A 25,680-nucleotide genomic window follows, 5' to 3' on the forward strand; every position below is an offset into this window, starting at 1 on the left:
CCGCCGCCCACCTTACGCAGAAACCAATACAGAAAACACTGACGGATCGTGTCGTGACACCAGCCAGCACTAACGCGCCGAACGACGGTCACGCACCGGGCTTGTGCCTTCATGGCGCACGGGAATCGGCTGCATTCGCGGCTGAAGCCCCAGCCACCCCATGATTTTCCAGGTGAATCGCTCGAACCAGACTTTCATACCGAACCTCCCGCGCAACACTTCAACAAGAAGAACACCGTGCAACTGAAGAAGAGGCTAGGCGATTTTCTGGCGCCTGCCCAGTGGCGCAATGTTACACGAAGTGGCATTCCGACATATGGAAATGGCCATGCCGATAGATGGCCATTCGCTGCCGTATCGAAAAGGCAATGCAGCAATCCCCCGGATTGCCTACCCGGGCCAGATAGTGCGCATCGGATCCCAGGTGAAATGGAAGCCGGGCATACGCCCTACCCGCCCCTTCCTCAATGAAAAAGCCCGTCGGAGACGGGCTTTTGGTCAGCGGATCAGATAACGATCAGGCGCTTTTCTGCAGGCTGATTTCGTCAGGCGTGCCGCCCGAAGCCAATTCATTCTGCAGGGCAGTCTCGTCGAGCTGCTTGCACCATTTGGCGACCACGATGGTAGCGACGCCGTTACCGACCAGGTTGGTCAATGCGCGGGCTTCGGACATGAAGCGGTCGATACCGAGGATCAGTGCCAGGCCGGCAACCGGCAGGTGGCCCACGGCGGAGATGGTTGCGGCCAGGACGATGAAGCCGCTACCAGTCACGCCGGCTGCCCCTTTGGATGCGATCAGCAGCACCAGCAGCAGAGTGATCTGGTGAGTGATGTCCATCGGCGTGTCGGTGGCCTGGGCGATGAACACGGCAGCCATGGTCAGGTAGATGGAAGTACCGTCGAGGTTGAACGAGTAGCCAGTCGGGATGACCAGGCCCACCACGGACTTGTCGGCACCCAGCTTCTGCATCTTGGAGATCATGCGCGGCAGGGCGGACTCGGAGGACGAGGTACCCAGAACGATCATCAGCTCTTCGCGGATGTACTTGATGAAGCGCAGGATGCTGAAGCCATGAACCCGCGCGATAGCCCCCAGCACCACCAGGACGAACAGCAGGCAGGTGATGTAGAAGCACGCCATCAGTTGGCCAAGCTGCACCAGGGTGCCAACGCCGTATTTGCCGATGGTGAAGGCCATGGCACCGAAGGCACCGATCGGAGCGACCTTCATGATCACGTTGATGATGTTGAACATCACGTGGGAAATACGCTCGATGAAATCGAACACTGGGCGACCATAGTCACCCAGGCGATGCAGGGCGTAGCCAAACAGTACGGAGAAGAACAGGACCTGCAGAATGTCGCCCGAAGCGAACGCGCCAACGACGGTGCCCGGGATCACGTTCATCAGGAACTCGATGGTCGACTGTTTCTCGCCAGCGGCAGCGTAGGCAGCGATGCCCGAGGTATCCAGCGACGCGGGGTCGACATGCATGCCATGGCCCGGCTGGAACACGTTGACCACGACTAGGCCGATCAGCAGGGCCACAGTGGAAACGACCTCGAAATACATCAACGCGTAGCCGCCAGTCTTGCCAACCGCTTTCATGCTCTGCATGCCAGCGATACCAGTAACGACGGTACAGAAGATGATCGGCGCGATGGCCATCTTGATCAGCTTGACGAAACCATCGCCAAGAGGCTTGAAGGTGACGGCCAGGTCAGGCGAGAAATGGCCAAGGAGAATACCGATGGCAATGGCCACCAGCACCTGTACATACAGGCTTTTATATAAAGGTTTGCGGGTCATGGCAGGTCCTCACCTCGCTGCTCGACGTCAATGTCCCTCTGATGTCGTACAGCCGCGTTCAGCGCTAACCCTCCTGCACTGGAGGGATTTGTTGTTGGCTCTCTATCGGGAGAGAGGTTGCAACCCCATTAGCAAAGCATATGCCACCTGGCAAAAATCATATAAAACCCATATAAATCAACATATTGATAGAACAAAAAGAACACATGAGCGCGCAACGTGGCGACTATCCGCCAATGGGTGGCGGTTATCCCGCAGCGACTGGACGACTTCGCCCCGATGGCAAGCACGCAATGGATGCGCAAATCCGTATGATTCCTAGCCGCCCTCTTGGCCCCGCGAGAAGGCATGCAGCCAAGAATGGAGCCCGTAGATGATCGTCAAACGCAGTATCCAGTCCCTGATCACCACTTGGCTGGCTGGCCTTCTCGCCTTGCTACCACTGGTCCTGAGCCTGGCCCTGGTGGGCTGGCTGGTCAGTCTGCTCAATCGCTTCGTTGGCCCGAACAGCCCCATTGGTCAACTGTTCGCCGGCCTCGGCCAGCCATTCGTCAACAATCCGTTGCTGGCCTGGCTCATCGGATCGGGCATCCTGATCCTGGCGCTTTATCCCTTGGGACTGGCGGTACAGCTGGGCCTGAAAGGCCCACTGAGCAAGCTCATCGACCTGACCCTGCGGCGCATACCGTTATTCGGCAACCTCTATGGCCTGGCCGATCGTTTCGTCGGCCTGCTGGACAAGAAGCAGGACGCCGACCTGGCGGCGATGAGCCCGGTATGGTGCTTCTTTGGCGGCGAAGGCACGGCTGTCCTCGCCCTGCTACCCAATCCACAAGTAATAGAAATCGACGGGCGTGACTACTACGCGATCCTGGTACCGACCGCGCCGATTCCGATTGGAGGCGGTCTCCTTTATGTACCGGTCGAATGGGTGAAGCCAGCCGACATGGGCATGGATACCTTCACCAGCATCTATGTCTCCATGGGTATCACGCCACCAGGGCGGGCCGTGCCAACGCTGCTTGCGCCAGAGCGGACCGCCACTCAGGCGGGTGATGGTCCTACCACTTGAACAGCGACCAGCTCACCGCGTACTCGTCGAATCCCAGCCCCCACAGGGCCACGGTCAGACCGAGCAGCAACTCCAGGACCAGCAAACCGATAGCCAGGGTGCCGCCGGAAATCGCCAGGCCTTCCTTGAACGGGATGCGCAGGAAAGCCGGATAACCGACATAAAGCAGGTAACTGGAATAACCCAGGCCGATCACGCCGACGATCGCCAGCAGCCAGATCGCTGGATAAAGCAGCGCGATACCGGCGATGAACATCGGCGTAGCCACATAGCCGGCGAAGATGACGCAGCGCTCACGGCTTGGCCGGCTGGGGAAACGGTCCGACATCCAGTGGATCACGTTGCCCATGATCCCGACCGCGAACAGCATCAGGACATAGAAGGTAACCCCCAGCACGGCGCCAGTCGCCAGGTCCACTCTCGCCACTTCTTCCGTGGTGATGCGCCAGCCGATCTGCGTGGTACCGATGAACGCGCTGATCACCGGAATGAGCGCCATCAGCAGGACGTGATGGGCATACAGGTGGGTGATGGTCTCGCCTTCCCGATGAATGGACCGCCATTCGCGCCCCGGATGGGACAGCAGCCCCCAGACATGATTGATCATGACATGACTCCTATGGCTCGCCTGATCGCGGGCCGCCGAACGGCCCGCATTCACGAACCTTGCGGTTGGCCGACGCCACTCTGATCAAGGCTCGCTCAAGTTAGGAGTTAAGTTCAGCGCAATAGGTTCGGCTAGAATGCCAGGCTCGCCCGCAGCCCTTACGGCACGCTGGCTGACGAGTGGTAGCGAGCCATTTGCAAAGCCTGGCGACAAGGATCGGAAACACATATCCACTGCCCGCCTTAGAGCAAAAATGCTATGTTGCGCGCCCTCGACGAGGAGTGCAGTCATGGCAACATCCCCCAACGATCAAGATTCCGGCAAGCGCGGCGGCTGTCTCTGGCTGATCCTGGCCGGCCTGGCGTTCATCGTGCTGGTGTTCGCGATCATCATCTACGCCATCACCCGCGACAAGACGCCCGAAGTCGAAGCCAACGAACAAGCCGCCATTACCGCATGCTGGGCGCGCGCCAACGATCCCGATGTGGCCCAGACCTCACGTGCCTTCGCCACGGACAGCTGCAAGGAAATGGAAAAGCAGTTCAAGATCAAGTTCGGCCGCGATCCACGGTAGAACCTGCGCATGCCATCGAGACGCCTGCTGCTGATCCTCTCCCTGCTCGTCGTCGGTTCGCTGCTCATCGTCGGCGGCTGGATCTGGTCGCGTTTCGGTGTCGCCTATCTGCGCCCTTATAGCGAGCAGGCCGTGTTCTTCCAGGGCAGTGGCCTCAAGCTGCCCAAGGAACTGGCCGGCCCTGGCCCGATCCGCGTGGTGCATTTCTGGGACCCCCAGTGCCCCTGCCACCAGGAAACCGACGCCCACCTCAATTACCTGATCGGCCTTTACCGTTTCTCCAGCGTCGAGTTCTACAGCGTGCAGAAACCCGGCAGCGAAGGTGAAATGTCGCCCTACCTCAAGGGCAAGCTGAAGCCGCTGGACACGCTCGAAGGCATGGAGTCGATTCCGGCCAGCCCGGCCATCGCCATCTGGGATAAAAATGGCCAACTGGCCTATGCCGGCCCATACAGCGAAGGCCTGGTATGCAACTCGTCGAACAGCTTCGTCGAGCCGGTCCTCGATGCGCTCGCCCTGGATCGGCACGTTTCAGCGGCCAACACCATGGCGGTCGGCTGCTACTGCGACTGGGCCGACAGAAAAAGCCCTGACCCAGCGCAAAACCACTGAACGCAAGCCGCGACAACAGGTGCGACCCATTGCCGCACTATCGATGGAAGAACGTCCGTTATTATTCCCTCGGGATTTCAAGGGGTATCGCCTGCCCTTTCGTAACCTGTCATTTCAGTGCCGAAAAGCCACGTCTTCCGGGAGTTGCAGCCATGTCTGGCGCCACCGGCAGATCGCTCCCGCACTGAGCGGGCCAGGACAACGAGCACGGCAGGCCGCCTGGCGGGCGGTTCTGGACAAGTGAATGTCGACAAATTGGCAAGGCCCTATCAGACCTGGCCCTGTATACTTCGCCGCCGCCGAACCTGTAAGACGCCCCGCAAGCTGGATAAATAAACAAGAAAAAGACCGAAGGAAAGACTCGCAGTCGACTGGCAGTTGCGAGATCGCCTCGGCGCGGTAGCGGCTAATGCCTTAACCGGGAGTTGCAGATCTTCGGGCACCAAGCCTGGACTTAGGCAAAACACGAAACGATATGTGGAATATCACTTGCTGAAGGTCGTGAAATGAGAGAAGAGAAGTACCACCGCTTGTTCCGTACGCTTCTGATGATCGTCGCCGCCGTCTCGCTGAGCGGTTGCGACTGGGCTCTGTTCGATTCCAAAGGACAGATCGGCATCGAGCAACGGAACCTCATCATTACCGCCACTCTGCTGATGCTGATCGTGGTGGTCCCCGTCATCCTGATGACCCTGGCGTTTGCCTGGCGCTATCGCTCATCCAACAAGGATGCGACCTACGCGCCGGAGTGGGCCCATTCGCACAAGATCGAGATGATCGTCTGGGGCGTGCCCTGCATCATCATCATCATCCTGGCGATCATCACCTGGAAGACCACTCACTCTCTCGATCCGTACAAGCCGATCGAATCGGACGTGAAGCCGCTGACCGTCGAAGTGGTATCCCTCGACTGGAAATGGCTGTTCATCTATCCGGAGCAAGGCGTCGCCAGCGTCAACGAACTGCACATCCCGGCCAACACCCCGATCAGTTTCCAGATCACTTCCCAGAGCGTGATGAACACCTTCTTCATCCCGCAACTGGGCGGCATGGTCTACGCGATGGGCGGCATGCGCACCCAGTTGCACCTGATCGCCAATGAGCCTGGCCAGTACTTCGGCCTGTCCGGCAACTACAGCGGTCACGGCTTCTCTGGCATGAAGTTCCAGACCTACGCCAGCAGCAACGAAGAGTTCGAACAATGGGTCGCCAAGGCCAAGCAATCGCCTAACACCCTGGACTTCGAATCCTACAAGACGCTGGCCAAGACCAGCGAAAACAACCCCGTCGAGTACTTCAACGTCCAGCCTGGCCTGTTCCGGCAGGTGATCGGCCAGTACATCGACTTCAAGAAACATGTGAGCGAGGCCGCGCATCATGAATCTGGTGCGGAGGAGTAAAAGATGTTCGGAAAACTGACATTAGACGCAATACCCCTACACGAGCCGATCCTCGTCGTCACGATGATCGCCGTGGCACTGGGCGGTCTTGGGTTGTTCGCAGCCCTCACCTACTTCAAGAAATGGTCCTACCTGTGGACCGAGTGGCTGACCTCGGTCGACCATAAGAAAATCGGCATCATGTACGTTCTGGTCGCATTGGTCATGCTCGTACGTGGCTTCGCCGACGCCATCATGATGCGTACCCAACTGGCCATCGCCACCGGTGGCAACGAGGGTTACCTGCCGCCTCACCACTACGATCAGATCTTCACCGCCCACGGTACGATCATGATCTTCTTCGTGGCGATGCCGTTGGTGGTAGGCCTGATGAACATCGTCGTGCCGCTGCAGATCGGCGCACGCGACGTCGCCTTCCCGTTCCTGAACTCCCTGAGCTTCTGGCTGTTCGTCGTCGGCGTCCTGCTGACCAACATCTCGCTGTTCGTCGGTGAGTTCGCCCAGACCGGCTGGGTCGCCTATCCGCCTTTGTCAGGCAAGGAGTACAGCCCTGGGGTCGGTGTCGACTACTACATATGGGCCTTGCAGATATCCGGTATCGGTACCTTGCTGACAGGTGTGAACTTCTTCGTCACCATCATCAAGATGCGTGCACCGGGCATGACCCTGTTCAAAATGCCGATCTTCACCTGGACCATCCTGTGTGCCAACGTGATCATCCTCGGCGCCTTCCCGATCCTGACCGCCGTGCTCGCCATGCTGACCCTGGATCGTTACCTGGACTTCCACTTCTTCACCAATGAACTGGGTGGAAATCCGATGATGTACGTCAACCTCCTGTGGGCCTGGGGCCACCCCGAGGTGTACATCCTGATCCTGCCGGCATTCGGCATGTTCTCCGAAGTCACCGCGACCTTCGCTCGCAAACGTCTGTTCGGCTATCACTCGATGGTCTGGGCAACCGTTGCGATCACCGTCCTGTCCTTCATTGTCTGGCTGCACCACTTCTTCACCATGGGCTCTGGCGCCAGCGTCAACGCCTTCTTCGGTATCGCCACGATGATCATCGCGATCCCGACGGGTGTGAAGATCTTCACCTGGCTATTCACCATGTACCGCGGTCGCCTGGAGTTCAACTCCCCGATCCTGTGGACCCTGGGCTTCATCATCACCTTCTCCATCGGTGGCATGACCGGCGTTCTGCTGGCCGTTCCGGGTGCCGACTTCCTGTTGCACAACAGCCTGTTCCTGATCGCTCACTTCCATAACGTGATCATCGGCGGCGCGGTATTCGGCTACATGGCCGGTATCACCTTCTGGTTCCCCAAAGCGTTCGGCTTCAAGCTGCACGAAGGCTGGGGCAAGGCATCGTTCTGGTTCTGGCTGGTAGGTTTCTACCTGGCATTCATGCCGCTATACATTCTGGGCTTCATGGGCATGACCCGTCGCCTGAACCACACCACCAACCCAGAATGGGAGCCATGGCTGCACCTCGCCGTGGTCGGTGCCGTGCTGATCGGTATCGGTATCCTGTGCACAGTCATCCAGATCGTCGTATCGATCATCAAGCGCAAGGAACTGGCCGACGTCACCGGCGACCCATGGAATGCCCGTACCCTCGAGTGGTCCACCTCCTCGCCACCTCCGTTCTACAACTTCGCCGTCACTCCGAACGGTGAGAAGCTGGACGCGTTTTTCGAGGCCAAGCGTGAAGGTCTGCCAGTTGCACCGAGCCACTACGCGCCGATCCACATGCCGAAGAACACCGGTGTCGGCCTGGTCATGTCGGCGTTCGCCCTGATCTTCGGCTTCGCCCTGATCTGGCACATCTGGTGGCTGGCCGCGATCAGCTTCGTCGGTACCTTCGTGTCGCTGATTCGCAACAGCTACAACCAGGATGTCGACTACTACGTACAACCTGACGAAATTGCCCGTATCGAACAGGCACACATTCAAGCTAAAGCTACTCAGGCGTAAATCATGTCCAGTGAAGTGTTGAGCAACCACGCCGCTCATGATGACCATCATGAGCATCACCATGACGCAGGTGAAATGAAGGTCTTCGGGTTCTGGATCTACCTGATGACCGACTGCATCCTCTTCGCGAGTATCTTCGCAGGCTTCGCGGTGCTCAGCACCGCGTTCGCCGGCGGCCCTACTCCCAAGGAGCTGTTCGACCTGAAACTGGTTCTGGTCGAAACCTTCGCCCTGCTGTTCTCCAGTATCACCTACGGCTTCGCCATGCTCGCCATGTACCGTGGCGACAAGGGCAAGGTCCTGACCTGGCTGGCCGCTACCTTCGTGTTCGGCGCCGTGTTCATCGGGATCGAACTCTATGAGTTCCACCACCTGATCCACGTCGGTGCCGGCCCGCAGGTAAGCGCCTACTGGTCCGCGTTCTTCACCCTGGTCGGTACCCACGGCCTGCACGTGAGCTCCGGTCTGGTGTGGATGGCGATCCTGATCCATCAGGTCGCCTCTCGTGGCCTGACCCCGGTGAACCAAACCCGTCTCAGCTGCCTGAGCCTGTTCTGGCACTTCCTCGACGTGGTCTGGATCTGCGTGTTTACCGTTGTCTATCTGATGGGGGCTCTGTAATGGCTCATGATCACCACTCCTCGGCAGGTGCCAGCCACGGCAGCACCAAGGATTACGTAACCGGCTTCGTCCTGTCGGTAATCCTGACCGTGATCCCGTTCGCACTCGTGATGCACCCGGTCATGCCCCAGGCGGCCACCCTGCTGACCGTCGTAGGCCTGGCCGTGGTGCAGATCTTCGTGCACCTGGTGTACTTCCTGCACATGAACACCTCCTCCGAGCAACGCTGGAACACCGTTGCCTTCGTGTTCACCGTGCTGATCACCATCATCGTTGTCGCGCTCTCGATCTGGATCATCTGGAGCATGCACCACTACATGATGACCAACTAAAGAGAGCGGCCCGCGATGTTCAAGCAATACCTGCTCCTGACCAAGCCAGGCATCGTCTTCGGAAACATGATTTCCGTCGCCGGTGGCTTCTTCCTGGCTTCCAAGGGGGATATCGACCTGATGCTGTTCCTGGCAACGGCACTCGGCGTCGCGCTGGTCATTGCTTCCGGTTGCGTGTTCAACAACTACATCGATAGGGACATCGATGAAAAGATGGAGCGGACCAAGAACAGGGTGCTGGTAAAAGGCCTGGTTCCGCCGACTCATGCCATCGTCTACGCCTGCATCCTCGGGATCGCAGGCGTTGCCTTGCTCTATAAAGCCACGAACCTGCTTGCAGTCGCCCTGGTCCTGATGGGCTTCGTCGTCTACGTCGGGCTGTACAGCCTGTACCTCAAGCGGAATTCGGTTTATGGAACCTTGGTTGGCAGTCTGTCGGGCGCCGCTCCGCCGGTTGTGGGCTACTGCGCTGTAAGCAACGAGTTCGATGTAGGGGCAGCGATCCTGCTGCTGATCTTCAGCCTCTGGCAGATGCCGCATTCCTATGCCATCGCCATCTTCCGCTTCAACGACTACCAGGCCGCCAACATTCCGGTGTTGCCGGTGATCAAGGGCGTACCCGCTGCCAAGCGCAGCATCGTCCTGTACATCGCCGCGTTCCTGGTCGCCACCCTGATGCTCACCATCAGCGGTTATGCCGGCTACAACTACTTCGTGGTTGCCGCCGTCAGTGGCGCGTACTGGTTGTGGATGGGTGTTTCCGGCTACAAGGCCGTCGACGACAAACTGTGGGCACGCAAGCTGTTCGTGTTCTCCATCGTGACCATCACCGCGTTGAGCGTGATGATGTCGGTCGACTCCCAGTCCACGCCGGGCCAGGTACTGATGACCTCGCTGAATCACTTCTGTGGTGATGTGACGGACGGCATCTGCTCGACACTGGCGTCTCGCTTCTGAGACAGCGGTTGCTTCATCGAACGGGCCCTGCGGGGCCCGTTTCGTTTTCTCTGGGGCATGCCGCAAGGACATGAGCCGGCCGATCTGGCATAAAGACGCCTTCACCCATACAGGAGGATTCAAGGTGGGCTATTTCGACGGTCTGGCGGATGGCACGTTCAAGAAGGACAGCCAAGGCAACACGGTTTTCTATCCCTGGGGGGTGCTGGGCAAGGGACGCGTCATTCCAGATGAGGAAACCCGCGTTCGCCTGCGCAACTTCGTCAAGCTCTACTACCAGATCACCCTGCCAGTGATCATCGTGCTCAGCGTATTCCGCCTCTGGCTTCTGTTGGTCCCGGCCACCATCGGCCTGGTCGCCTGGTTCCTGATCCACACCCGAACCCTGCTCAAGGACTGCCCACTCAGTACCGAGAAACTGACCCTCAAGGAGGGCTATCGCAACTCGGCGGCCAGCCACAACAAACCCACCCTGTGGATACTGTTGGTATTCTCGCTGCTGATGGTCGCTGGCGGACTGTTCCTGCTCATCGCCGGCAAAGTGCTCATCGGGCTGGGCGCCCTGGTCATGTTCGGCCTGTGCAGTGCCGCATTCATCTATATGCTGAAAAGCAAGCAAGTGTGAAACGCAGCGGGTTTCCGGCGGTCAATGCAGCCACGAAACCCGCCACCGTCTTGGAGAACCATCATGAGAACCGCCCTGCTCGGCCTGCTGCTCTGCGCCAGTTCCCTGGCCCAGGCCGCCATCCAGAGTCGTGAGATTCCCTACACGGCAGCCGATGGCACCCAGTTGATCGCCTACCACGCCTGGGACGACGCCGTCGAAGGTGAGCGGCCTGGGGTAATCGTCGTGCACGAATGGTGGGGCCTCAACGATTACGCCAAACGCCGTGCCCACGACCTCGCGGAACTGGGCTACAGCGCCCTGGCCATCGACATGTATGGCGAAGGCAAGCACACCGAACACCCCGCCGATGCGCAAGCCTTCATGAAAGAGGCGTTGGCCAGCAGCGAAGCGGCCAAGGCGCGCTTCGAAGCCGGTCTGCAACTGCTCCAGGCACAACCACAGACCGACGACCGCCGTCTGGCCGCCATTGGTTATTGCTTCGGTGGCAAAGTGGTGCTGGACATGGCCCGTCAGGGCGTGCCGCTGGCAGCCGTGGTCAGCTTCCACGGCGTGCTGGCGACTAACACCCCGGCAACGCCCGGCAGCGTCAAGGCCAAGGTCCTGGTCGAGCATGGCGAAGCCGACAGCATGGTGCCGGCGGAGCAGGTCGCGGCGTTCCGGGAAGAAATGGACAAGGCCGGCGCGGACTATCGACTCGTCTCCCTGGAAGGCGCCAAGCATGGTTTCAGCAACCCGGATGCCGATGCGCACAAAGGCCATGGCCTCGACGTCGGCTACCAGAAAGAAGCGGACGAGCGCTCCTGGGCGGATATGCAAGCGCTGCTCAAAGAAGCCTTCATGAAGTAGGAACCGAGTTCCCCGGCGGGGCTCGCAACGAGCTCCGCCCGCCTCAATCGATGACGTTGCCATTCGTTATCGCAGAGCAACGCAATCCAGCACTCGACCCGCGACCCAGGCACAATGCCACCATGACCCCTCCCGCCTTCTTCACGTTGCTAACGACACCCACCCAGGCGCCTCTGGTGCTACCCGGCACGCAACTGGTCTGCGCCGCGTTCGACCTGTCCAGGCTGCATCCGGATGATTTCCAGAATGTCGGCATCGCTCCGGTACGCGGCGTCGCCAAGCGTCAGTCCGAGTATCTTGCCGGGCGCCTCTGCGCCCACGAAGCCCTGCACCGACTCGCGGGCCTGGACAGCTTCCCAGCCCGTGGCGAAGACGGCGCGCCGCAATGGCCAACGGGCGTCAGCGGTTCGATCAGCCACGGCGCAGGCCTGGCCGCGGCACTGGTCGCCAACGATAGTCACTGGCGTGGCCTGGGCCTGGATCTGGAAACGCCACTGGGCGCGGATCGTGCAGCCAGACTGGCAAGCGAAATCCTCACCGCCGACGAAATGCAGCGTGCTCGCCACCTCGATCCGCAGGCCTTCGCGTTGCGCGTCACGCAAACCTTCTCGCTCAAGGAAAGCCTGTTCAAGGCGCTCTACCCGCTGGTACTCAAGCGCTTCTACTTCGAAGACGCAGAACTGATCGAATGCAGCGCAGACGGTAACGCCCGCCTGCGCCTGCTCATCGACCTCAGCGAAGAATGGCGAAGCGGTAGCGAACTGGATGGCCGCTTCGCTACTTACCAGGAACACCTGTTGAGCCTGGTAGCCGTGCCAGCCTGAACAGCGGCAAGCCACAAGAAAGGAGCCAGAGCGCTACGGAGGCTTTAACGCGTAGCGTGCAGCTTGCTCGACACACGCACTCACATGAAGGAAACTCAACACCTTGCCGATGACCCGTAATTTCATTCATATGGAAAGTCATCGTTTATTCGCTTCATGAGATGCCGTCCATGCTCGAAATCCGCCATCTGAAAACCCTCCATGCCCTGCGTGAGGCCGATAGCCTGGTCGATGCCGCCGATCGTCTGCACCTGACTCAATCAGCGCTTTCGCATCAGTTCAAGGAGCTGGAAGAACGCCTGGGCATGCAACTGTTCGTGCGCAAGACCAAGCCAGTGCGTTTCACCAGCGCGGGCCTGCGCCTGCTGCAACTGGCGGACAGCTTGTTGCCACAACTGCGTAGCGCCGAGCGCGACCTGTCGCGCCTGGCGGGCGGCACTGCCGGTCGCCTGCACATGGCCATCGAATGCCATAGCTGCTTCCAATGGCTGATGCCGACCATCGACCAGTTCCGCGATGCCTGGCCGGAAGTCGAACTGGACCTGGCCTCCGGTTTCTCCTTCGCTCCGCTGCCGGCCCTGGCTCGCGGTGACCTGGACCTGGTGGTGACCTCCGACCCCATCGAACTGGCCGGCATCACCTACGTGCCGCTGTTCACCTACGAGGCGCTACTGGCCGTGGCCAATCAGCACCCGCTGGCGAGCAGACCCTATGTCACCCCGGAAGACCTGGCCAAGGAAACCCTGATCACCTACCCCATCGACCGTGACCGCCTGGATATCTTCACCCGTTTCCTCGAACCCGCCGATGTCGAACCCGCCCAGGTGCGCACCTCGGAACTGACGGTGATGATGATGCAACTGGTGGCCAGCGGCCGCGGCGTGTGCAGCCTGCCGAATTGGGCGCTGCACGAGTACAGCTCGCGTGGTTACGTCAGCGCCCGCCGCCTTGGCGAGAAAGGCCTGTATGCCACGCTGCATGCGGCCATCCGTGCGGACATGCTCGATGCCCCATTCATGCGCGACTTCCTGCTCACCGCCAAGGACACCTCGTTCGCCACGCTGGAAGGGGTCAGCGTGGCGCGCAGTTGATCAGGCGTCCGCCATCGGGACGCTGCTGCGATCACTTCACTGCGCTGCCGCCCAGGTAGAAATGCTGGATGTCATCACGCGCCGCCAGTTGCTCGGCCACGCCCTCGCCCACCACCTGGCCGTTTTCCATGATGTAGGCATAGCTGGCGTGGCGCAGGGCGACGTTGATGTTCTGCTCGGCCACCAGGAAGCTGGTGCCTTCCTGCTTGTTGAGCTGGGCGACGATCTCGAAGATTTCCTCGACGATGATCGGCGCCAGGCCCATGGACGGCTCGTCCAGCAGCACCAGGCTGGGCTTGGTCATCAGGGCCCGGCCGATGGCCAGCATCTGCTGCTCGCCACCAGAGGTCAGGCCGGCCTGGGTCTTGCGCTTGGTCTTCAGGCGCGGGAACCAGGCGTAGATGCGCTCCAGATCATCCTCCAGGGCCTTGCGCGATGGCCGGCGCAGGAAACCACCGGTGCGCAGGTTTTCCTCGATGGTCAGGTGCGAGAACACGTGGCGCCCTTCCAGCACATGGACGATGCCCTGGCGCGCCAGTTGGTTGGCGGCCACGCCGGCCGTGTCCTGGCCCTGGAAGCGGATATGACCACGGCTGATCCTCGCCCGGTCGGCCTGGACCAGCCCGGAAATGGCCTTCAGCGTGGTGCTCTTGCCCGCACCGTTGGCACCGAGCAGAGCGACGATCCCTCCCTGCTCGACACGCAACGACACGCCCGCCACGGCGAGAATCGCGCCGTCATAGATCACTTCGATATCGTCGACGGCGAGCAACTCGCGAGATTGCGCGACCGTCTGGGGTGCATGGCTCATGTGGATACCTTGATCACATGTGGGTGATGGCCTATTCGGCGTCGATCAGTTCGTCGATGAACCGGGTCACGCTGCCGCGACACGGTTCATCCGATGTTCACTCGGCGCTGCAATCGCGCGGGGTGACGTTCTTCTCCTTGGCGTACTCGGCCGATTTGGCGTCGATCAGCGGACGCAATGTCTGGCGATCGGCCTGCACCCAATCGGTGACCAGCTTCCAGCCCTTGCCATCCCACTGTTGCACCTTGGCTGCGCCGCCGCCCTCATGGTCGTTGCACGACAACTTGAGCGGCTGCATCAGGCCGAGAAAACCGATTTCCTTGAGCCGTGCATCGCCCAGGTCCAGATGCTCCAGGCCCCAGCGTCCTTCCTCGCCGTTGAGCGGACGATTGCCGAACTTCTTGTGCCCGGCACGAATCGCCTCCACGGCGATGGCAGCGTTCACCAGGCCGGAGTTGTAGTACACACTGCCGAAGCTTTTCGGGTCCTTGAGATCGCTCTTGCCCTTGTCGAGGATGTGCTCCTTGATGCGCTTATGGATATCGAAGGTCGCGCCGCCCGGATACGGCGTCAGCGCCAGGTAGCCCTTGCCGGCCTCGCCAGTCGGCAACACGTCCTCGTCGGAGCTGGCCCAGATATCGCCGACGATGCGCTCGACCGGATAGCCGAAGCGCGCCGCGGTCTTGATCGCCACTGGCGTGGAGACGCCCCAGGTGCGCAGGAACACCCAATCCGGCTTGGCCTGGCGCACCTGACGCCACTGCGCGGCCTGCTCGTTACCCGGATCGGCCACCGGAATCTGGATGTTCTCGAAGCCGTATTTCTCCGCCAGCAGCTTCAGCGGCCCCTGGGTTTCACGGCCGTAGGCGGAGTCGTGGTAGACGGTGGCGATCTTCTTGCCCTTGAGCTTGTCCAGCCCGCCTTCCTTCTCGGCCACGTAATTGATGAATGCCGAGGCCTCGCTGTAGAAAGTCAGCATCACCGGGAAGTTGTACGGGAACACGCTGCCGTCGGTGGCTTCGGTACGGCCGTAGCCGAGGGTGATCAGCGGGATCTTGTCAGCCTCGGCCTTGCTCGCCAGGGCATAAGCCGCCGGTGCGCCGTTGGGTTGGTAGACCGCCACGGGCGCGCCATCCAGACCGTTCTTGAAGCGCTCGTAGCATTCGATGCCCTTCTCCGCCGTCCACTCGGTCTCGCACTCCTGCCAGACCAGCTTGACGCCGTCGATGCCGCCCTCGACCTCGTTGATGTAGCGCAGGTAGTCGATCATCCCCGCCCACACCGGAATGCCGCTGGAGGCGTAGGCGCCGACCCGGTAGGTGGCCAGCGGGAAGAACTGCTCGTTGGGCGCGGCCTGGACCGGCAGCGCGGATTGAATCCCCAGAACCAGCAGCGCAGAGGCCAGGGTACGTTTCATGGTGCGTTTCATCGTCATGTCCTTGTTCAGGCAAAGGCCGGCCACCCGGGCCGGCCGAATGGCTCACTGCTCGGTGGCGCAATTGCGCGGGGTGATGCCCTTTTCCTTGGCGTAGGCGGCGGACTTGGCTTCGATCAGCGGACGCAGGGTGTCGCGGTCGGCCTGCACCCAATCGGTCACCTGTAGCCACTTCTGTCCGTCCCATTGCTGCACGCGGGCGGAACCGCCGCCTTCGTGATCGGCACAGGACAGTTTCAGTGGCGGCAACAAGCCTTCGAAACCGATGGCTTTCAGGCGTGCGGCATCGATGTCCAGATGCTCGAAGGCCCAGCGCCCTTCCTCGCCATTGAGCGCACGCTTGCCGAACTTGGCCTGGCCGGTGCGCAGCGCCTCGACGGCGATGGCGGCGTTGATCAGGCCGATGTTGTAGTACACCTTGCCGAAGTAGCTCTTGTCCTTGAGGTCGCTCTTGCCGGTGTCGAGGATGTACTGCTTCAGGCGTTTGTGGATTTCGAAGCCATCGCCCCCCGGGAACGGCGCCAGCGCCTGGTAACCGGTGGCCGCCGGCCCGGCCGGGATCACGTCGGCCTCGGAGCCGGCCCAGACGTCGCCGATGATGCGGTCGGCTTTGATGCCGAAGCGCGCGGCGGTCTTCAGCGCCACCGGCGTGGACACGCCCCAGGTCCGCAGGAAGATCCAGTCCGGCTGCAACTGCCGCACCTGGCGCCACTGCGCGGATTGCTCGTTGCCCGGATCGGCCACTGGAATCTGGATGTTCTCGAAGCCGTACTTCTCGGCCAGCAGCTTGATCGGTGCCTGGGTTTCACGGCCATAGGCGGAGTCGTGGTAGACGGTGACGATCTTCTTGCCCTTGAGCTTATCGAAGCCGCCCTCGCGCTCGGCGATGTAGTTGATCCCCACCGAGGCCTGGCCGTAGTAGTTGAGCAACAGCGGGAAGGCGTAGGGGAACACGCTGCCGTCGGTGGACTCGGTACGTCCGCCGCCGCCGTCGACCAGCGGGATCTTGTCGGCCGCGCCTTTCTCCAGCAGGGCATAGGACGCCGGCGTGCTGTGGGTGAAGAAGAACGCCGTCGGCGAACCGTCCTTGCCGTCCTTGAGACGCTCGTAGCATTCGACGGTACGGTCGACATTCCACTCGGTCTCGCACTCCTGCCAGACCAGCTTGACGCCATTGATGCCGCCTTCCACTTCGTTGATATAGCGGAAGTAGTCGATCTCGCCGGCCCACCACGGGATGCCGCTGGAGGCATAGGCACCGACCCGGTAGGTGGCGAGGGGAATGAACTGTTGCTGGGCCTCGGCGGCCTGCACGGTGGCGATGGGCAGCCCGGCCTGAGTGCCGAGGGCCAGCAAGCTGGCGATGAGGGTTCGCTGCAAGGTTTTGCGCATGATGATGACTTCTTGATGATGTGGATGTTGTTGGCGTGCCTCCCGTTGTCGGGTCGAGCGATAGGATTCAGAACCTCAGCGGCCAGACCGCGAGCCGGTCGCGCAGGTTGCTGATCAGGCGGATCAATCCTTCCGGCTCCTTGATCAGGAACCAGACGATCAGCGCGCCGAAAATGATCTTCTGCAGGTTCTGCAACTGGCCGGCATCGACATGGCCGGCGAACGCCCACTGGCCAAAATGGTTGAGCAGGATCGGCAGCAGGCTGATGAACGCCGCGCCAATGAAGTTGCCGGCGATGCTGCCCATGCCACCGATGATGATGATGAACAGGATCTGGAACGAGCGGTTGATATCGAAGCTGCTGGCGCTGGCCGTGCCGAGATAGGCGAAGGTCCACAGCGCGCCGGCGATGCCCAGGTAGAACGAGCTGACGGCGAAGGCCAGGCGCTTGTAGCGGTCCACCGGGATGCCGATCACCGAGGCGGCGGTGTCCATGTCACGGATGGCCATCCAGTTGCGGCCGATCTGCCCACGCACCAGGTTGATCGCCACCCAGGTCAGCAGCACCACGCTGGTCAACACCAACAGGTAGCGGCCGGCCGGCGAGGCCAGGCTGTAGCCGAAAATCTCCAGGCGCGGCGCGCTGATGGTGCCGGACGACGCGTAGTTGTAGAACCAGGGAAACTTGGAAAACACCCATTCGAGGAAGAACTGCGCAGCCAGGGTAGTGACCATCAGGTAGAAACCCTTGATCCGCGAGCTGGGGATGCCGAACACCAGGCCGACCACCCCGGCGATCACCCCGCCACCGATCAACGCCAGCGGCAAGGGCAGGCCCGGTACGCGGAGCAGCAGGCCGTAGGTAGCGAACGCACCGACCGCCATGAAGCCGGCGGCGCCCACCGAGGTCTGCCCGGTGTAGCCGGTCAGCAAGTTGAGGCCCAGCCCGGCGAGGGACAGCACCAGGAACGGAATCAGGATCGCGTTGAGCCAGTAATCAGTGCCAAGCAGCGGCACGGCGACGAAGGCCACCAGCAGCAGGATCGACAACGCGACCGGCCAACGCCGGCGCACCAGGGTCAGCGGCGCGTCATCGAAGGTGGTGGAAAGACGAGGGGTGGTAACGGTCATGGCTTCACACTCGTTCGATGGCGCGGTCGCCGAACAGGCCGGCGGGACGGATATAGAGGAACACCAGGGCGAGGAAGTAGGCGAACCAGGGTGTGATGCCACCGCCGATGTACGGGCCGACGAAGGTCTCGGCGAGGTTCTCCGCCGCGCCAACGATCAGCCCACCGACGATGGCGCCGCCAATCGAGGTGAAACCGCCGATGATCAGTACCGGCAATGCCTTGAGCACCACCAGCGACAGCGAGAACTGCACGCCTTGGCGCGCGCCCCAGAGCAGGCCGGCGACCAGGCCGACCATGCCGGCCACGGCCCAGACGATCTGCCAGATGCGATTGAGGTTGATGCCCACCGACAACGCCGCGCGGGTGTCATCCGCCACAGCGCGCAGGGACACGCCGATGCGGGTCTTGTTGAACAGCAGCGCCAGCACCAGAACCAGCACGCCAGCGACGGCAGCCGCGATCAGGTCGAACTGGCTGACCATGATGTCGCCGATGAACAGCGGCACATCGTCGATGCCCAGGTCCAGCGCCCGCACCTGGGCGCCCATCAGGCCCTGAGCCAGGCCTTCGATGATGAACGACAGGCCGAGGGTGGCCATGAACAAGGTGATCTGCGAACGGTTGACCAGCGGCCGCAGCACCAGGCGCTCGATCAGGATCGCGCCAATGATCATCACCACCAGGGTGATGGCGATGGCCAGGGCGAACGGCACGCCCTGCTCGTGCAGGCTGACGAAGGTCAGCGCGGCGAACAGCAGCATCGCGCCCTGGGCGAAGTTGAACACACCGCTGGCCTTGTAGATCAGCACGAAGCCGATCGCCACCAGCGAATACATGGTGCCGGCGAGCAGCCCGCCGATCAGGGTTTCGAGGAAGAAATTCATCAGTGCACCGTTCCCAGGTAAGCGGCGATCACATCGGGGTTGGCCTGCACTTCGGCCGGCGTGCCATCGCCGACCTTGCGTCCATAGTCGAGCACCACCACGTGGGCGGACAGGCCCATGACCACCTTGATGTCGTGCTCGATGAGAATCACCGTGGTGCCGAGGTCGCGGTTGATGTCGGCGATGAAGCGGCTCATCTCCTGCTTCTCCTCGGCGTTCATCCCGGCCATCGGTTCGTCGAGCAGCAACAGCTTGGGCTGGGCGATCAAGGCACGACCCAGTTCCACCCGCTTCTGCAGGCCGTAGGCGAGGCTGCCGACAGCCACGTCGCGCCAGGGTTGCAGTTCGAGGAACTCCAGCACCCGCTCGGCGCGCTCACCGAACTCGCGGGCCTCACGCCTGGCCCGTGGCAAGGCCAGGGCCTGTTCGAGGAAAAAGGTCTTCTGGAAACGCGACAGGCCAGTGAGCACGTTGTCGCGCACGCTCATCTTCTTGAACAGTGCGTTGTTCTGAAATGTGCGGCCAATGCCGAGTCGGGCGGCGGTCAGCGGGTGATGGCGGCGCAACTGTTGCGCCTCGAACAGCAACTCGCCGGAGTCGGCACGATAGACGCCGTTGAGAATGTTCAGCAGCGAACTCTTGCCGGCACCGTTGGGGCCGATCAAGGCACAGATCTCGCCCTGGCGTACCGAGAACGACAGGTCGGCAATCGCCTTCACGCCCTTGAACGACAGCGACACATTGCGCACATCGAGGATGCTGCTCATGCGGCGCGCTCCAGGTACTCGTGAATCCAGTGCACCTGGGCGCTTTCGGCAGCCGGCGACTCGATGCGTTGCAAGCGGCGGAAACCCAGCAATTCGCGGACCCGCGCCTTGATCCAACGGCGGATGCCGTGATGCGGCTCGACCAGGGTCCAGTCGCACAGACGACGGCGCCAACTGCCCTGCGGCGCCAGGCGACCTTCGATTTCCTCGGCCAGGGCCTGCAAGCGTTCGGCCGAGGCGAGTAAGGCGGTCGGCGCGATTTCACGGCGATCGCGAGCCGCCGAACCGCTGGTTTCCGGAAAGGCAACGCCCTCGCCGCTGCTCAACCAGCGGTCGAGCAAACGGTTGAGGCCTTCGACCCATTCGGTGCCTTCGTCACTCCACAACACCGGCTCATTGGCTATCGACGCCCAGCCCTGCCGGTCATGTTCAAGCGCCTCGCCGGTAAACAACGAGGCCAGGGAACGCACCCGCCACAAGCCGATCTCACGCTCGACCGCCTGGGGCGAAAACAGCTGCACCGGCCAGTCAGCCGAGAGCCCGGCCTGCAGCCAGCCCGAAACCGCGTCGCGCCCCTGCACGAACGCGAAGCCCGGACGCGTCGAGGCAAGCTGGCGACGCAGCACCTCGCCACGCGCCTCGCGGGAGATACTCACACTGTGCCCGCCCAACTGCCGGGCGGCCAGAGCCAGGATCAACAAGGACGGTTCGAAGGCACCACTCAATGCCAGTCGCGCACCTGGCTCGAACCCTTGCTGGCGCAATGCAGCAGCGACCCGCTCGACCTCCCGCGAGACGTCGATCCAGCGCCAGGCCTTCCAAACGCCGAGGCGACGATGACGCAATGCAATTTGCAACGGCCGCTCTGTCGCCCAACGCTGCAACTGCGCCAGAGCACTTTCAGGCACCCCATCGGCAAACGGCAGACCCAACTCATGCACGCTCATGCTTGCCTCCTAGGCGTTGATCGCCTGTTTCTGCTGCAACAGGCCCGCGAGGTCGCGGTAGCCGGCGGCCGGGTGGTTGGCAGGCAAGCGCGGTCCTTCGCCGAACAGCTTGTCGCGCAGGGTGCCCTGGCGGTATTCGGTCTTGAATGCGCCACGCTTCTGTAGCTCGGGAATCAACAGTTCGACGATGTCGCTGAAAGTCTCGTGGGCCAGGGCGTAGGTGAAGTTGAAACCATCCACGTCGGTTTCCTCGACCCATGACTGCAACTCGTCGGCCACGGTTTGCGGACTGCCGACGAGCAGCGGGCCGAAACCGCCGATGCCAACCCAATTGGCCAATTCCTGCACCGTCCACTGCTTGCTCGGGTCGGCCGTGGAGAAGGTCTCGACAGCCGACTGAATGGCATTGGTGTGGATGTGCTTGAGCACCTGGTCAGGCTGATACTGGCTGAAGTCGATGCCGGTCCAGCCGGAGATCAGTGCCAGGGCGCCTTCATAGCTGGCGTAGGACTTCAGCTCCTGCCACTTGGCCTGAGCCTTGGCATCGGTCTCATCGACGATGACAGTCTGCATGTTGAAAATCAGAATCTTGCGCGGGTCGCGACCGGCCTCGGCGGCACGGCGGCGAATATCGGCCACCACTTTCTTCAAGGTCACCTTGGACGGCGCGGCGACGAACACACACTCGGCGTGACCGGCCGCGAAATCCTTGCCACGGCTCGATGCGCCGGCCTGGTACAACACCGGCGTGCGCTGCGGCGACGGCTCGCAGAGGTGGATGCCCGGCACCTTGAAGTGCTTGCCCAGGTGCTGGATCTCATGGACCTTGGTCGGGTCGGTGAAGATGCCGCGCTGACGATCACGCACCACCGCGCCCTCCTCCCAACTGCCCTCGAACAGCTTGTACAGCACCTCCAGGTATTCATCGGCGTAGTCGTAGCGCGCATCGTGGTCGCTCAGGGCCTTCTGGCCGAGGTTGCGCGCGCCACTGTCCAGGTAGGAGGTCACGATGTTCCAGCCGATACGCCCCTTGGTCAGGTGATCGAGCGTGGACAGGCGCCGGGCGAAAGGATAGGGATGTTCGAAGGTCAGTGAAGCCGTCAGGCCGAAACCCAAGTGCTCGGTAACCAAGGCCATCGGGGTGATCAGCGCCAGCGGGTCATTGACCGGAACCTGGGTGGATTGACGGATAGCGGCGTCACCGTTGCCGTTGAGCACGTCGTAGATGCCAATCACGTCGGCGATAAAGATACCGTCGAACTTGCCGCGTTCCAGCAGCTTGGCAAGATCGGTCCAGTAATCGAGGTCCTTGTACTGCCAGGAGCGATCACGCGGGTGACGCCACAATCCTGGGGACTGATGCCCCACGCAGTTCATTTCGAAGGCATTGATACGAATTTCGCGCGCCATGACTCTCTCCAGCAATCAACCAATCGACGCCAGATATGAAGGCGCCCGTTGAAGAGGTCATTTCACAAAGCATGCCATGTAAAAAATCGTTTAATATCAAACAGTTGAGATAACAAAGAGAAATTCGTAATGTGTTCGCAACGAACAGCGTGTTGATCAACTGTCTCGTCACCAACAGTGACGCGCAGCAGCAGAAACAAGTGGCGGGGGAGAAAAGAAGATGGCGTCCCAGGCGAGGTTCGAACTCACAACCTTCCCCTTAGGAGGGGGATGCTCTATCCAATTGAGCTACTGGGACATAGTGAAAAGTCGCGGCGCATGTTAACGACCCGGTTGCGATTTGTCATGCCATAAGAAACCGTTATCGAAAATGCGCAAAGCGCCACAAAACAAGAGGAGAGATGAGTTTTATCTTCCTGGCCCTGGAACCATTCTCCAGAGCGGGACTCATTTTTAGATAACTGGTGCTGGCATTAAGCCTTTATCCAGTGCAGAATATGCCACGTATTTGACGCCAAATTATCGACAACCTCTGAAGCACGGTGCTCTGCGATCTGAACTGTCTAGGGAAATCACTGTCATAGCAGCGATAATTGCCATGCATCGCCTTTCTGACCTAATTCGGTTTAATATATGCGCCCTATGAAACAAGCTATTTATTCCAGCCGCACAGCTGACAAGTTCGTAGTTCGCCTGCCTGACGGCATGCGTGAGCGCATCGCTGAAGTCGCCCGCAATCATCACCGAAGCATGAACTCGGAGATCATTGCTCGCCTCGAACAGAGCCTGGTTCAGGAAGGCGCTCTTGGTGATGACCTCGGCTTGCGCCTCGACAGCCCGGAACTCAGCCTGCATGAACGGGAGCTGCTGCAACGCTTTCGCCAACTGTCCCATCGCCAGCAGAACGCACTGGTCGCCCTGATCGCGCATGACGCAGAGATGGCAAACGCCGACGCCTGAACAAGGTAACAGCCCAGCCTAGTGAAAAGCCGCCTTTGGCGGCTTTTTTGTCCCGGCACGCTACAGCAGGAACAGCGTCGCCAGTCCCAGGAAGATGAAGAATCCTCCGCTATCGGTCATGGCCGTGATCATCACACTCGCGCCCATCGCCGGATCTCGCCCCAGACGCATCAGAGTCATCGGAATCAGCACGCCCATCAAGGCCGCCAACAGCAAGTTGAGGGTCATCGCCGCAGTCATCACTACGCCCAGCGACCAGCTGTCGTACAGGTAGTAGGCGACACCACCGATCACCCCACCCCACACCAGTCCGTTGATCAGCGACACAGCCAGCTCCTTGCGCATCAGGCGCACGGTATTGCCAGAACCTATCTGATCCAGAGCGGCGGCACGGACGATCATGGTAATGGTCTGATTCCCCGAGTTGCCGCCGATACCCGCCACGATAGGCATCAGCGCAGCAAGAGCCACCAGTTTCTCAATAGAACCTTCGAACAAACCGATCACACGCGATGCCAGGAACGCAGTGATCAGGTTGATCGCCAACCAGGCCCAACGGTTGCCGACCGACTTCCAGACCGAGGCGAAGATATCCTCCTCCTCGCGCAGCCCCGCCATGCTGAGGACTTCGGCCTCGCTTTCCTCACGAATCAGGTCAACCATCTCATCGATGGTCAGACGGCCAATCAGCTTGCCCGAAGGGTCGACCACCGGCGCGGAAATCAGGTCGTAGCGCTCGAAAGCCTGAGCGGCATCGTAGGCATCTTCATCAGGCCCGAACGACACTGGATCGTCCGCCATGATTTCGGCCACCTGCTTGTCCGGATCATTGACCAGCAAACGCTTGATCGGCAGAACGCCCTTGAGCACCCCGTCATAATCGACCACGAAGAGTTTGTCGGTATGACCAGGCAGTTCCTTCAGACGGCGCAAGTAGCGCAACACCACCTCGAGACTGACGTCCTCACGAATCGTCACCATCTCGAAGTCCATCAGCGCACCGACCTGATCCTCGTCGTAGGACAACGCGGAACGCACACGCTCACGCTGCTGGGCATCCAGCGATTCCATGAGCTCCAGGACGACGTCGCGCGGCAGCTCGGGCGCAAGATCGGCTAACTCGTCCGCATCCATCTCCCGCGCCGCCGCGAGGATTTCATGATCGTCCATGTCCGCGATGAGCGACTCACGGACCGAGTCGGACACCTCGAGCAGGATATCGCCATCTCGCTCGGCCTTGACCAGTTGCCAGACAGTCAAGCGGTCAGCCAGCGGCAGCGCCTCAAGGATATGGGCAACGTCGGCGGAGTGAAGCTCGTCAAGCTTGCGCTGCAGTTCTACCAGGTTCTGCCGGTGGACGAGATTCTCGACCAGTTCCTGATGCTGGCCTTCCTGGCGATGAGCCAGGCCTTCGACCAGCTTGTGCCGATGCAACAGCTCGACCACCTGAGCCAGGCGGTCCTGCATGCTTTCTTGCGGCTTTTTGGCTTCGACTTCAGTCATACGGCACGCTCCACCCCAGCAGCAGGGCGCGCCGCGGGGGTCAATCAAAATTCGATTGGGCAGGGATGTTCTTTAAGTAACTACTGGGTAAGTCCATGGTGGCGATCCACAAGCCCCGACGGGGCTGACGTGACAAGGATAGCACTCACCCACTTTCGAAGCGACAAAAACAGGCCAGGAACAAGCGCTTGCAGCACTTTCATGAAGAGCTTCTTAAAAACGCATGCAAGCCCATTTGCGACGCATGCAGCACTTTCCGAGACACGCGGTTTTACCGATCAATCGAAGTCGCTAACCTGAGCGGCGAACGTCAAGGAGGACGATCGCATGATACGAATGATCTGCTGCGCAGGACTTTGCGCATCCCTGCCCTACCTCGCCGACAACAGCCTTGCAGCCACCGTATTTCGCTGCGAAGACAGCCAGGGCCGACTGACCTATACACACCTGGGTTGTCCCGACGATAACAGCCAGAGCTTACAACGCGCCTACAATCCTACCCCCGGAACCGGCAAGGCCACACCGATGGCCCGGGACTCCCCCAAGGCATTGAAGAGCGATACGCAACCCCGTGAAGTCGTCGTGGTAGGCAGGAAGCTGGATGGCTGCGGTGATCGCCTCACCAGCAGCGAGCGTCGCCAGGCGATCATTCGCCAGCAAATACGGGGAGGCATGACCCGCGGCGATGTGGAAAGCGCCTTCGGCAAACCGGACAAGATCACCCGCGTGGACGGCGACACTCGCTATCACTACGCCGACACCAAGGGTAATCGTCGCCAGGTGACACTCGACGAAGCAGGCTGCGTGAAGGAAAAAGGCAAACGCTGAAAAAACAAAAGGCCCGCATCTCTGCGGGCCTTTCATCGTATGGCGCACTCAGGAGGATTCGAACCTCCGACCGCTCGGTTCGTAGCCGAGTACTCTATCCAGCTGAGCTATGAGTGCATTTGGTGCTTTTAGACCAGGTCACCTCTGGTAACGACACCCTGCCTTTGCAGGGCATCTCGTATGGCGCACTCAGGAGGATTCGAACCTCCGACCGCTCGGTTCGTAGCCGAGTACTCTATCCAGCTGAGCTATGAGTGC

Annotated in this window: 26 protein-coding genes and 3 tRNA genes; 14 read left to right on the forward strand and 15 right to left on the reverse strand. The window is 60.9% G+C overall.

Annotated features, from left to right (window positions below):
* Window positions 1-69 precede the first annotated feature (69 nt).
* Together ACSZPK_RS10105 and ACSZPK_RS10110 are read right to left on the reverse strand one after the other, a co-directional pair.
* Window positions 70-198 carry a PA1414 family protein gene (locus ACSZPK_RS10105; RefSeq protein ID WP_437881323.1) on the reverse strand — a complete coding sequence of 43 codons (129 nt, stop codon included), beginning with the start codon at window positions 196-198 and terminating at the stop codon, window positions 70-72.
* A 319-nt stretch (window positions 199-517) separates the two neighbouring features.
* Window positions 518-1,810, reverse strand: coding sequence for a dicarboxylate/amino acid:cation symporter (locus ACSZPK_RS10110; RefSeq protein WP_437881324.1), 1,293 nt, complete (start codon window positions 1,808-1,810; stop codon window positions 518-520).
* Between the two features lie 376 nt (window positions 1,811-2,186).
* On the opposite strand from ACSZPK_RS10110, the gene ACSZPK_RS10115 reads away from it, so the two are divergent.
* A complete protein-coding gene (locus tag ACSZPK_RS10115; RefSeq protein WP_437881572.1) occupies window positions 2,187-2,882 on the forward strand; it encodes a DUF502 domain-containing protein in 696 nt (231 codons plus the stop codon).
* Here ACSZPK_RS10115 and ACSZPK_RS10120 read toward each other — a convergent pair.
* A complete protein-coding gene (locus ACSZPK_RS10120; protein ID WP_437881325.1) occupies window positions 2,872-3,489 on the reverse strand; it encodes a Yip1 family protein in 618 nt (205 codons plus the stop codon). The two genes, ACSZPK_RS10115 and ACSZPK_RS10120, sit on opposite strands and share 11 nt — an antisense overlap.
* 289 nt (window positions 3,490-3,778) lie before the next feature.
* Between ACSZPK_RS10120 and ACSZPK_RS10125 the strand changes: the two genes are divergently transcribed.
* From ACSZPK_RS10125 to metR, 11 genes are all read left to right on the forward strand, one after another.
* Window positions 3,779-4,063 carry a hypothetical protein gene (locus tag ACSZPK_RS10125; RefSeq protein ID WP_437881326.1) on the forward strand — a complete coding sequence of 95 codons (285 nt, stop codon included), beginning with the start codon at window positions 3,779-3,781 and terminating at the stop codon, window positions 4,061-4,063.
* A gap of 9 nt (window positions 4,064-4,072) precedes the next feature.
* On the forward strand, window positions 4,073-4,675 hold the full coding sequence (locus ACSZPK_RS10130; RefSeq protein ID WP_437881327.1) for a DUF6436 domain-containing protein: 603 nt from the start codon (window positions 4,073-4,075) through the stop codon (window positions 4,673-4,675).
* Between the two features lie 506 nt (window positions 4,676-5,181).
* Window positions 5,182-6,075: a ubiquinol oxidase subunit II gene (cyoA, locus tag ACSZPK_RS10135; RefSeq protein ID WP_437881328.1), complete on the forward strand. Its 894-nt coding sequence runs from the start codon at window positions 5,182-5,184 to the stop codon at window positions 6,073-6,075.
* 3 nt (window positions 6,076-6,078) lie between these two features.
* Window positions 6,079-8,052, forward strand: a complete 1,974-nt coding sequence (cyoB, locus tag ACSZPK_RS10140; RefSeq protein WP_437881329.1) for a cytochrome o ubiquinol oxidase subunit I — start codon at window positions 6,079-6,081, stop codon at window positions 8,050-8,052.
* Between the two features lie 3 nt (window positions 8,053-8,055).
* Window positions 8,056-8,673 (forward strand): cytochrome o ubiquinol oxidase subunit III, encoded by a 618-nt coding sequence (cyoC, locus tag ACSZPK_RS10145; RefSeq protein ID WP_437881330.1) that lies wholly within the window; start codon window positions 8,056-8,058, stop codon window positions 8,671-8,673.
* Complete coding sequence (locus tag ACSZPK_RS10150) at window positions 8,673-9,005, forward strand: cytochrome o ubiquinol oxidase subunit IV (protein ID WP_437881331.1); 333 nt, start codon at window positions 8,673-8,675, stop codon at window positions 9,003-9,005. Before cyoC ends, ACSZPK_RS10150 begins: the two co-directional genes overlap by 1 nt.
* 15 nt (window positions 9,006-9,020) lie before the next feature.
* A complete protein-coding gene (gene cyoE / locus ACSZPK_RS10155) occupies window positions 9,021-9,962 on the forward strand; it encodes a heme o synthase (protein ID WP_437881332.1) in 942 nt (313 codons plus the stop codon).
* Between the two features lie 70 nt (window positions 9,963-10,032).
* Window positions 10,033-10,587 carry a hypothetical protein gene (locus tag ACSZPK_RS10160; protein ID WP_437881333.1) on the forward strand — a complete coding sequence of 185 codons (555 nt, stop codon included), beginning with the start codon at window positions 10,033-10,035 and terminating at the stop codon, window positions 10,585-10,587.
* A gap of 63 nt (window positions 10,588-10,650) precedes the next feature.
* Window positions 10,651-11,436 (forward strand): dienelactone hydrolase family protein, encoded by a 786-nt coding sequence (locus ACSZPK_RS10165; protein ID WP_437881334.1) that lies wholly within the window; start codon window positions 10,651-10,653, stop codon window positions 11,434-11,436.
* Window positions 11,437-11,558: 122 nt separating this feature from the next.
* Window positions 11,559-12,260 (forward strand): 4'-phosphopantetheinyl transferase family protein, encoded by a 702-nt coding sequence (locus ACSZPK_RS10170; protein WP_437881335.1) that lies wholly within the window; start codon window positions 11,559-11,561, stop codon window positions 12,258-12,260.
* 170 nt (window positions 12,261-12,430) lie between these two features.
* Window positions 12,431-13,351 (forward strand): transcriptional regulator MetR, encoded by a 921-nt coding sequence (metR, locus tag ACSZPK_RS10175; protein ID WP_437881336.1) that lies wholly within the window; start codon window positions 12,431-12,433, stop codon window positions 13,349-13,351.
* A gap of 31 nt (window positions 13,352-13,382) precedes the next feature.
* Here the strand turns inward: metR and ACSZPK_RS10180 are convergent, their stop codons facing one another.
* From ACSZPK_RS10180 to ACSZPK_RS10220, 9 genes are all read right to left on the reverse strand, one after another.
* Window positions 13,383-14,162 (reverse strand): ABC transporter ATP-binding protein, encoded by a 780-nt coding sequence (locus tag ACSZPK_RS10180; RefSeq protein WP_437881337.1) that lies wholly within the window; start codon window positions 14,160-14,162, stop codon window positions 13,383-13,385.
* Between the two features lie 97 nt (window positions 14,163-14,259).
* A complete protein-coding gene (locus ACSZPK_RS10185) occupies window positions 14,260-15,591 on the reverse strand; it encodes an ABC transporter substrate-binding protein (protein WP_437881338.1) in 1,332 nt (443 codons plus the stop codon).
* Between the two features lie 51 nt (window positions 15,592-15,642).
* Window positions 15,643-16,989, reverse strand: a complete 1,347-nt coding sequence (locus ACSZPK_RS10190; RefSeq protein WP_437881339.1) for an ABC transporter substrate-binding protein — start codon at window positions 16,987-16,989, stop codon at window positions 15,643-15,645.
* Window positions 16,990-17,056: 67 nt separating this feature from the next.
* Window positions 17,057-18,121, reverse strand: a complete 1,065-nt coding sequence (locus ACSZPK_RS10195; RefSeq protein ID WP_437881340.1) for a branched-chain amino acid ABC transporter permease — start codon at window positions 18,119-18,121, stop codon at window positions 17,057-17,059.
* 4 nt (window positions 18,122-18,125) lie between these two features.
* Entirely contained in the window at window positions 18,126-19,007 is an 882-nt protein-coding gene (locus tag ACSZPK_RS10200; RefSeq protein WP_437881341.1) for a branched-chain amino acid ABC transporter permease, read from the reverse strand.
* Entirely contained in the window at window positions 19,007-19,774 is a 768-nt protein-coding gene (locus tag ACSZPK_RS10205) for an ABC transporter ATP-binding protein (protein ID WP_437881342.1), read from the reverse strand. The genes ACSZPK_RS10200 and ACSZPK_RS10205 overlap by 1 nt, the downstream gene beginning before the upstream one ends.
* Entirely contained in the window at window positions 19,771-20,721 is a 951-nt protein-coding gene (locus tag ACSZPK_RS10210; protein ID WP_437881343.1) for an AMP-binding protein, read from the reverse strand. The genes ACSZPK_RS10205 and ACSZPK_RS10210 overlap by 4 nt, the downstream gene beginning before the upstream one ends.
* Before the next feature lie 9 nt (window positions 20,722-20,730).
* The gene (locus ACSZPK_RS10215; protein ID WP_437881344.1) at window positions 20,731-22,131 is read right to left on the reverse strand and encodes an LLM class flavin-dependent oxidoreductase; all 1,401 of its coding nucleotides are present in this window, start codon (window positions 22,129-22,131) and stop codon (window positions 20,731-20,733) included.
* A 221-nt stretch (window positions 22,132-22,352) separates the two neighbouring features.
* A tRNA-Arg gene (locus ACSZPK_RS10220) sits at window positions 22,353-22,429 on the reverse strand.
* A 335-nt stretch (window positions 22,430-22,764) separates the two neighbouring features.
* Between ACSZPK_RS10220 and ACSZPK_RS10225 the strand changes: the two genes are divergently transcribed.
* Window positions 22,765-23,091 carry an Arc family DNA-binding protein gene (locus ACSZPK_RS10225; RefSeq protein WP_437881345.1) on the forward strand — a complete coding sequence of 109 codons (327 nt, stop codon included), beginning with the start codon at window positions 22,765-22,767 and terminating at the stop codon, window positions 23,089-23,091.
* Window positions 23,092-23,151: 60 nt separating this feature from the next.
* Here the strand turns inward: ACSZPK_RS10225 and mgtE are convergent, their stop codons facing one another.
* Entirely contained in the window at window positions 23,152-24,594 is a 1,443-nt protein-coding gene (gene mgtE, locus ACSZPK_RS10230; protein WP_437881346.1) for a magnesium transporter, read from the reverse strand.
* Window positions 24,595-24,921: 327 nt separating this feature from the next.
* Between mgtE and ACSZPK_RS10235 the strand changes: the two genes are divergently transcribed.
* Window positions 24,922-25,422, forward strand: coding sequence for a hypothetical protein (locus ACSZPK_RS10235; protein WP_437881347.1), 501 nt, complete (start codon window positions 24,922-24,924; stop codon window positions 25,420-25,422).
* A 40-nt stretch (window positions 25,423-25,462) separates the two neighbouring features.
* Here ACSZPK_RS10235 and ACSZPK_RS10240 read toward each other — a convergent pair.
* Both ACSZPK_RS10240 and ACSZPK_RS10245 read right to left on the reverse strand, forming a co-directional pair.
* Window positions 25,463-25,539, reverse strand: a tRNA-Arg gene (locus ACSZPK_RS10240).
* Between the two features lie 64 nt (window positions 25,540-25,603).
* Window positions 25,604-25,680, reverse strand: a tRNA-Arg gene (locus ACSZPK_RS10245).

Origin of the sequence: Pseudomonas sp. LRF_L74, from assembly GCF_965644255.1 — a bacterium.
In the GTDB taxonomy this organism is placed as follows: Bacteria; Pseudomonadota; Gammaproteobacteria; order Pseudomonadales; family Pseudomonadaceae; genus Aquipseudomonas.

Bases quoted from the DNA above. Each gene is read 5' to 3' on its own strand.
- ACSZPK_RS10105 (WP_437881323.1), bottom strand. From the start codon at position 198: ATGAAAGTCTGGTTCGAGCGATTCACCTGGAAAATCATGGGGTGGCTG.
- ACSZPK_RS10110 (WP_437881324.1), bottom strand. From the start codon at position 1,810: ATGACCCGCAAACCTTTATATAAAAGCCTGTATGTACAGGTGCTGGTG.
- ACSZPK_RS10120 (WP_437881325.1), bottom strand. From the start codon at position 3,489: ATGATCAATCATGTCTGGGGGCTGCTGTCCCATCCGGGGCGCGAATGG.
- ACSZPK_RS10125 (WP_437881326.1), top strand. From the start codon at position 3,779: ATGGCAACATCCCCCAACGATCAAGATTCCGGCAAGCGCGGCGGCTGT.
- ACSZPK_RS10130 (WP_437881327.1), top strand. From the start codon at position 4,073: ATGCCATCGAGACGCCTGCTGCTGATCCTCTCCCTGCTCGTCGTCGGT.
- cyoA (WP_437881328.1), top strand. From the start codon at position 5,182: ATGAGAGAAGAGAAGTACCACCGCTTGTTCCGTACGCTTCTGATGATC.
- cyoB (WP_437881329.1), top strand. From the start codon at position 6,079: ATGTTCGGAAAACTGACATTAGACGCAATACCCCTACACGAGCCGATC.
- cyoC (WP_437881330.1), top strand. From the start codon at position 8,056: ATGTCCAGTGAAGTGTTGAGCAACCACGCCGCTCATGATGACCATCAT.
- ACSZPK_RS10150 (WP_437881331.1), top strand. From the start codon at position 8,673: ATGGCTCATGATCACCACTCCTCGGCAGGTGCCAGCCACGGCAGCACC.
- cyoE (WP_437881332.1), top strand. From the start codon at position 9,021: ATGTTCAAGCAATACCTGCTCCTGACCAAGCCAGGCATCGTCTTCGGA.
- ACSZPK_RS10160 (WP_437881333.1), top strand. From the start codon at position 10,033: ATGAGCCGGCCGATCTGGCATAAAGACGCCTTCACCCATACAGGAGGA.
- ACSZPK_RS10165 (WP_437881334.1), top strand. From the start codon at position 10,651: ATGAGAACCGCCCTGCTCGGCCTGCTGCTCTGCGCCAGTTCCCTGGCC.
- ACSZPK_RS10170 (WP_437881335.1), top strand. From the start codon at position 11,559: ATGACCCCTCCCGCCTTCTTCACGTTGCTAACGACACCCACCCAGGCG.
- metR (WP_437881336.1), top strand. From the start codon at position 12,431: ATGCTCGAAATCCGCCATCTGAAAACCCTCCATGCCCTGCGTGAGGCC.
- ACSZPK_RS10180 (WP_437881337.1), bottom strand. From the start codon at position 14,162: ATGAGCCATGCACCCCAGACGGTCGCGCAATCTCGCGAGTTGCTCGCC.
- ACSZPK_RS10185 (WP_437881338.1), bottom strand. From the start codon at position 15,591: ATGAAACGCACCATGAAACGTACCCTGGCCTCTGCGCTGCTGGTTCTG.
- ACSZPK_RS10190 (WP_437881339.1), bottom strand. From the start codon at position 16,989: ATGCGCAAAACCTTGCAGCGAACCCTCATCGCCAGCTTGCTGGCCCTC.
- ACSZPK_RS10195 (WP_437881340.1), bottom strand. From the start codon at position 18,121: ATGACCGTTACCACCCCTCGTCTTTCCACCACCTTCGATGACGCGCCG.
- ACSZPK_RS10200 (WP_437881341.1), bottom strand. From the start codon at position 19,007: ATGAATTTCTTCCTCGAAACCCTGATCGGCGGGCTGCTCGCCGGCACC.
- ACSZPK_RS10205 (WP_437881342.1), bottom strand. From the start codon at position 19,774: ATGAGCAGCATCCTCGATGTGCGCAATGTGTCGCTGTCGTTCAAGGGC.
- ACSZPK_RS10210 (WP_437881343.1), bottom strand. From the start codon at position 20,721: ATGAGCGTGCATGAGTTGGGTCTGCCGTTTGCCGATGGGGTGCCTGAA.
- ACSZPK_RS10215 (WP_437881344.1), bottom strand. From the start codon at position 22,131: ATGGCGCGCGAAATTCGTATCAATGCCTTCGAAATGAACTGCGTGGGG.
- ACSZPK_RS10225 (WP_437881345.1), top strand. From the start codon at position 22,765: ATGCGCCCTATGAAACAAGCTATTTATTCCAGCCGCACAGCTGACAAG.
- mgtE (WP_437881346.1), bottom strand. From the start codon at position 24,594: ATGACTGAAGTCGAAGCCAAAAAGCCGCAAGAAAGCATGCAGGACCGC.
- ACSZPK_RS10235 (WP_437881347.1), top strand. From the start codon at position 24,922: ATGATACGAATGATCTGCTGCGCAGGACTTTGCGCATCCCTGCCCTAC.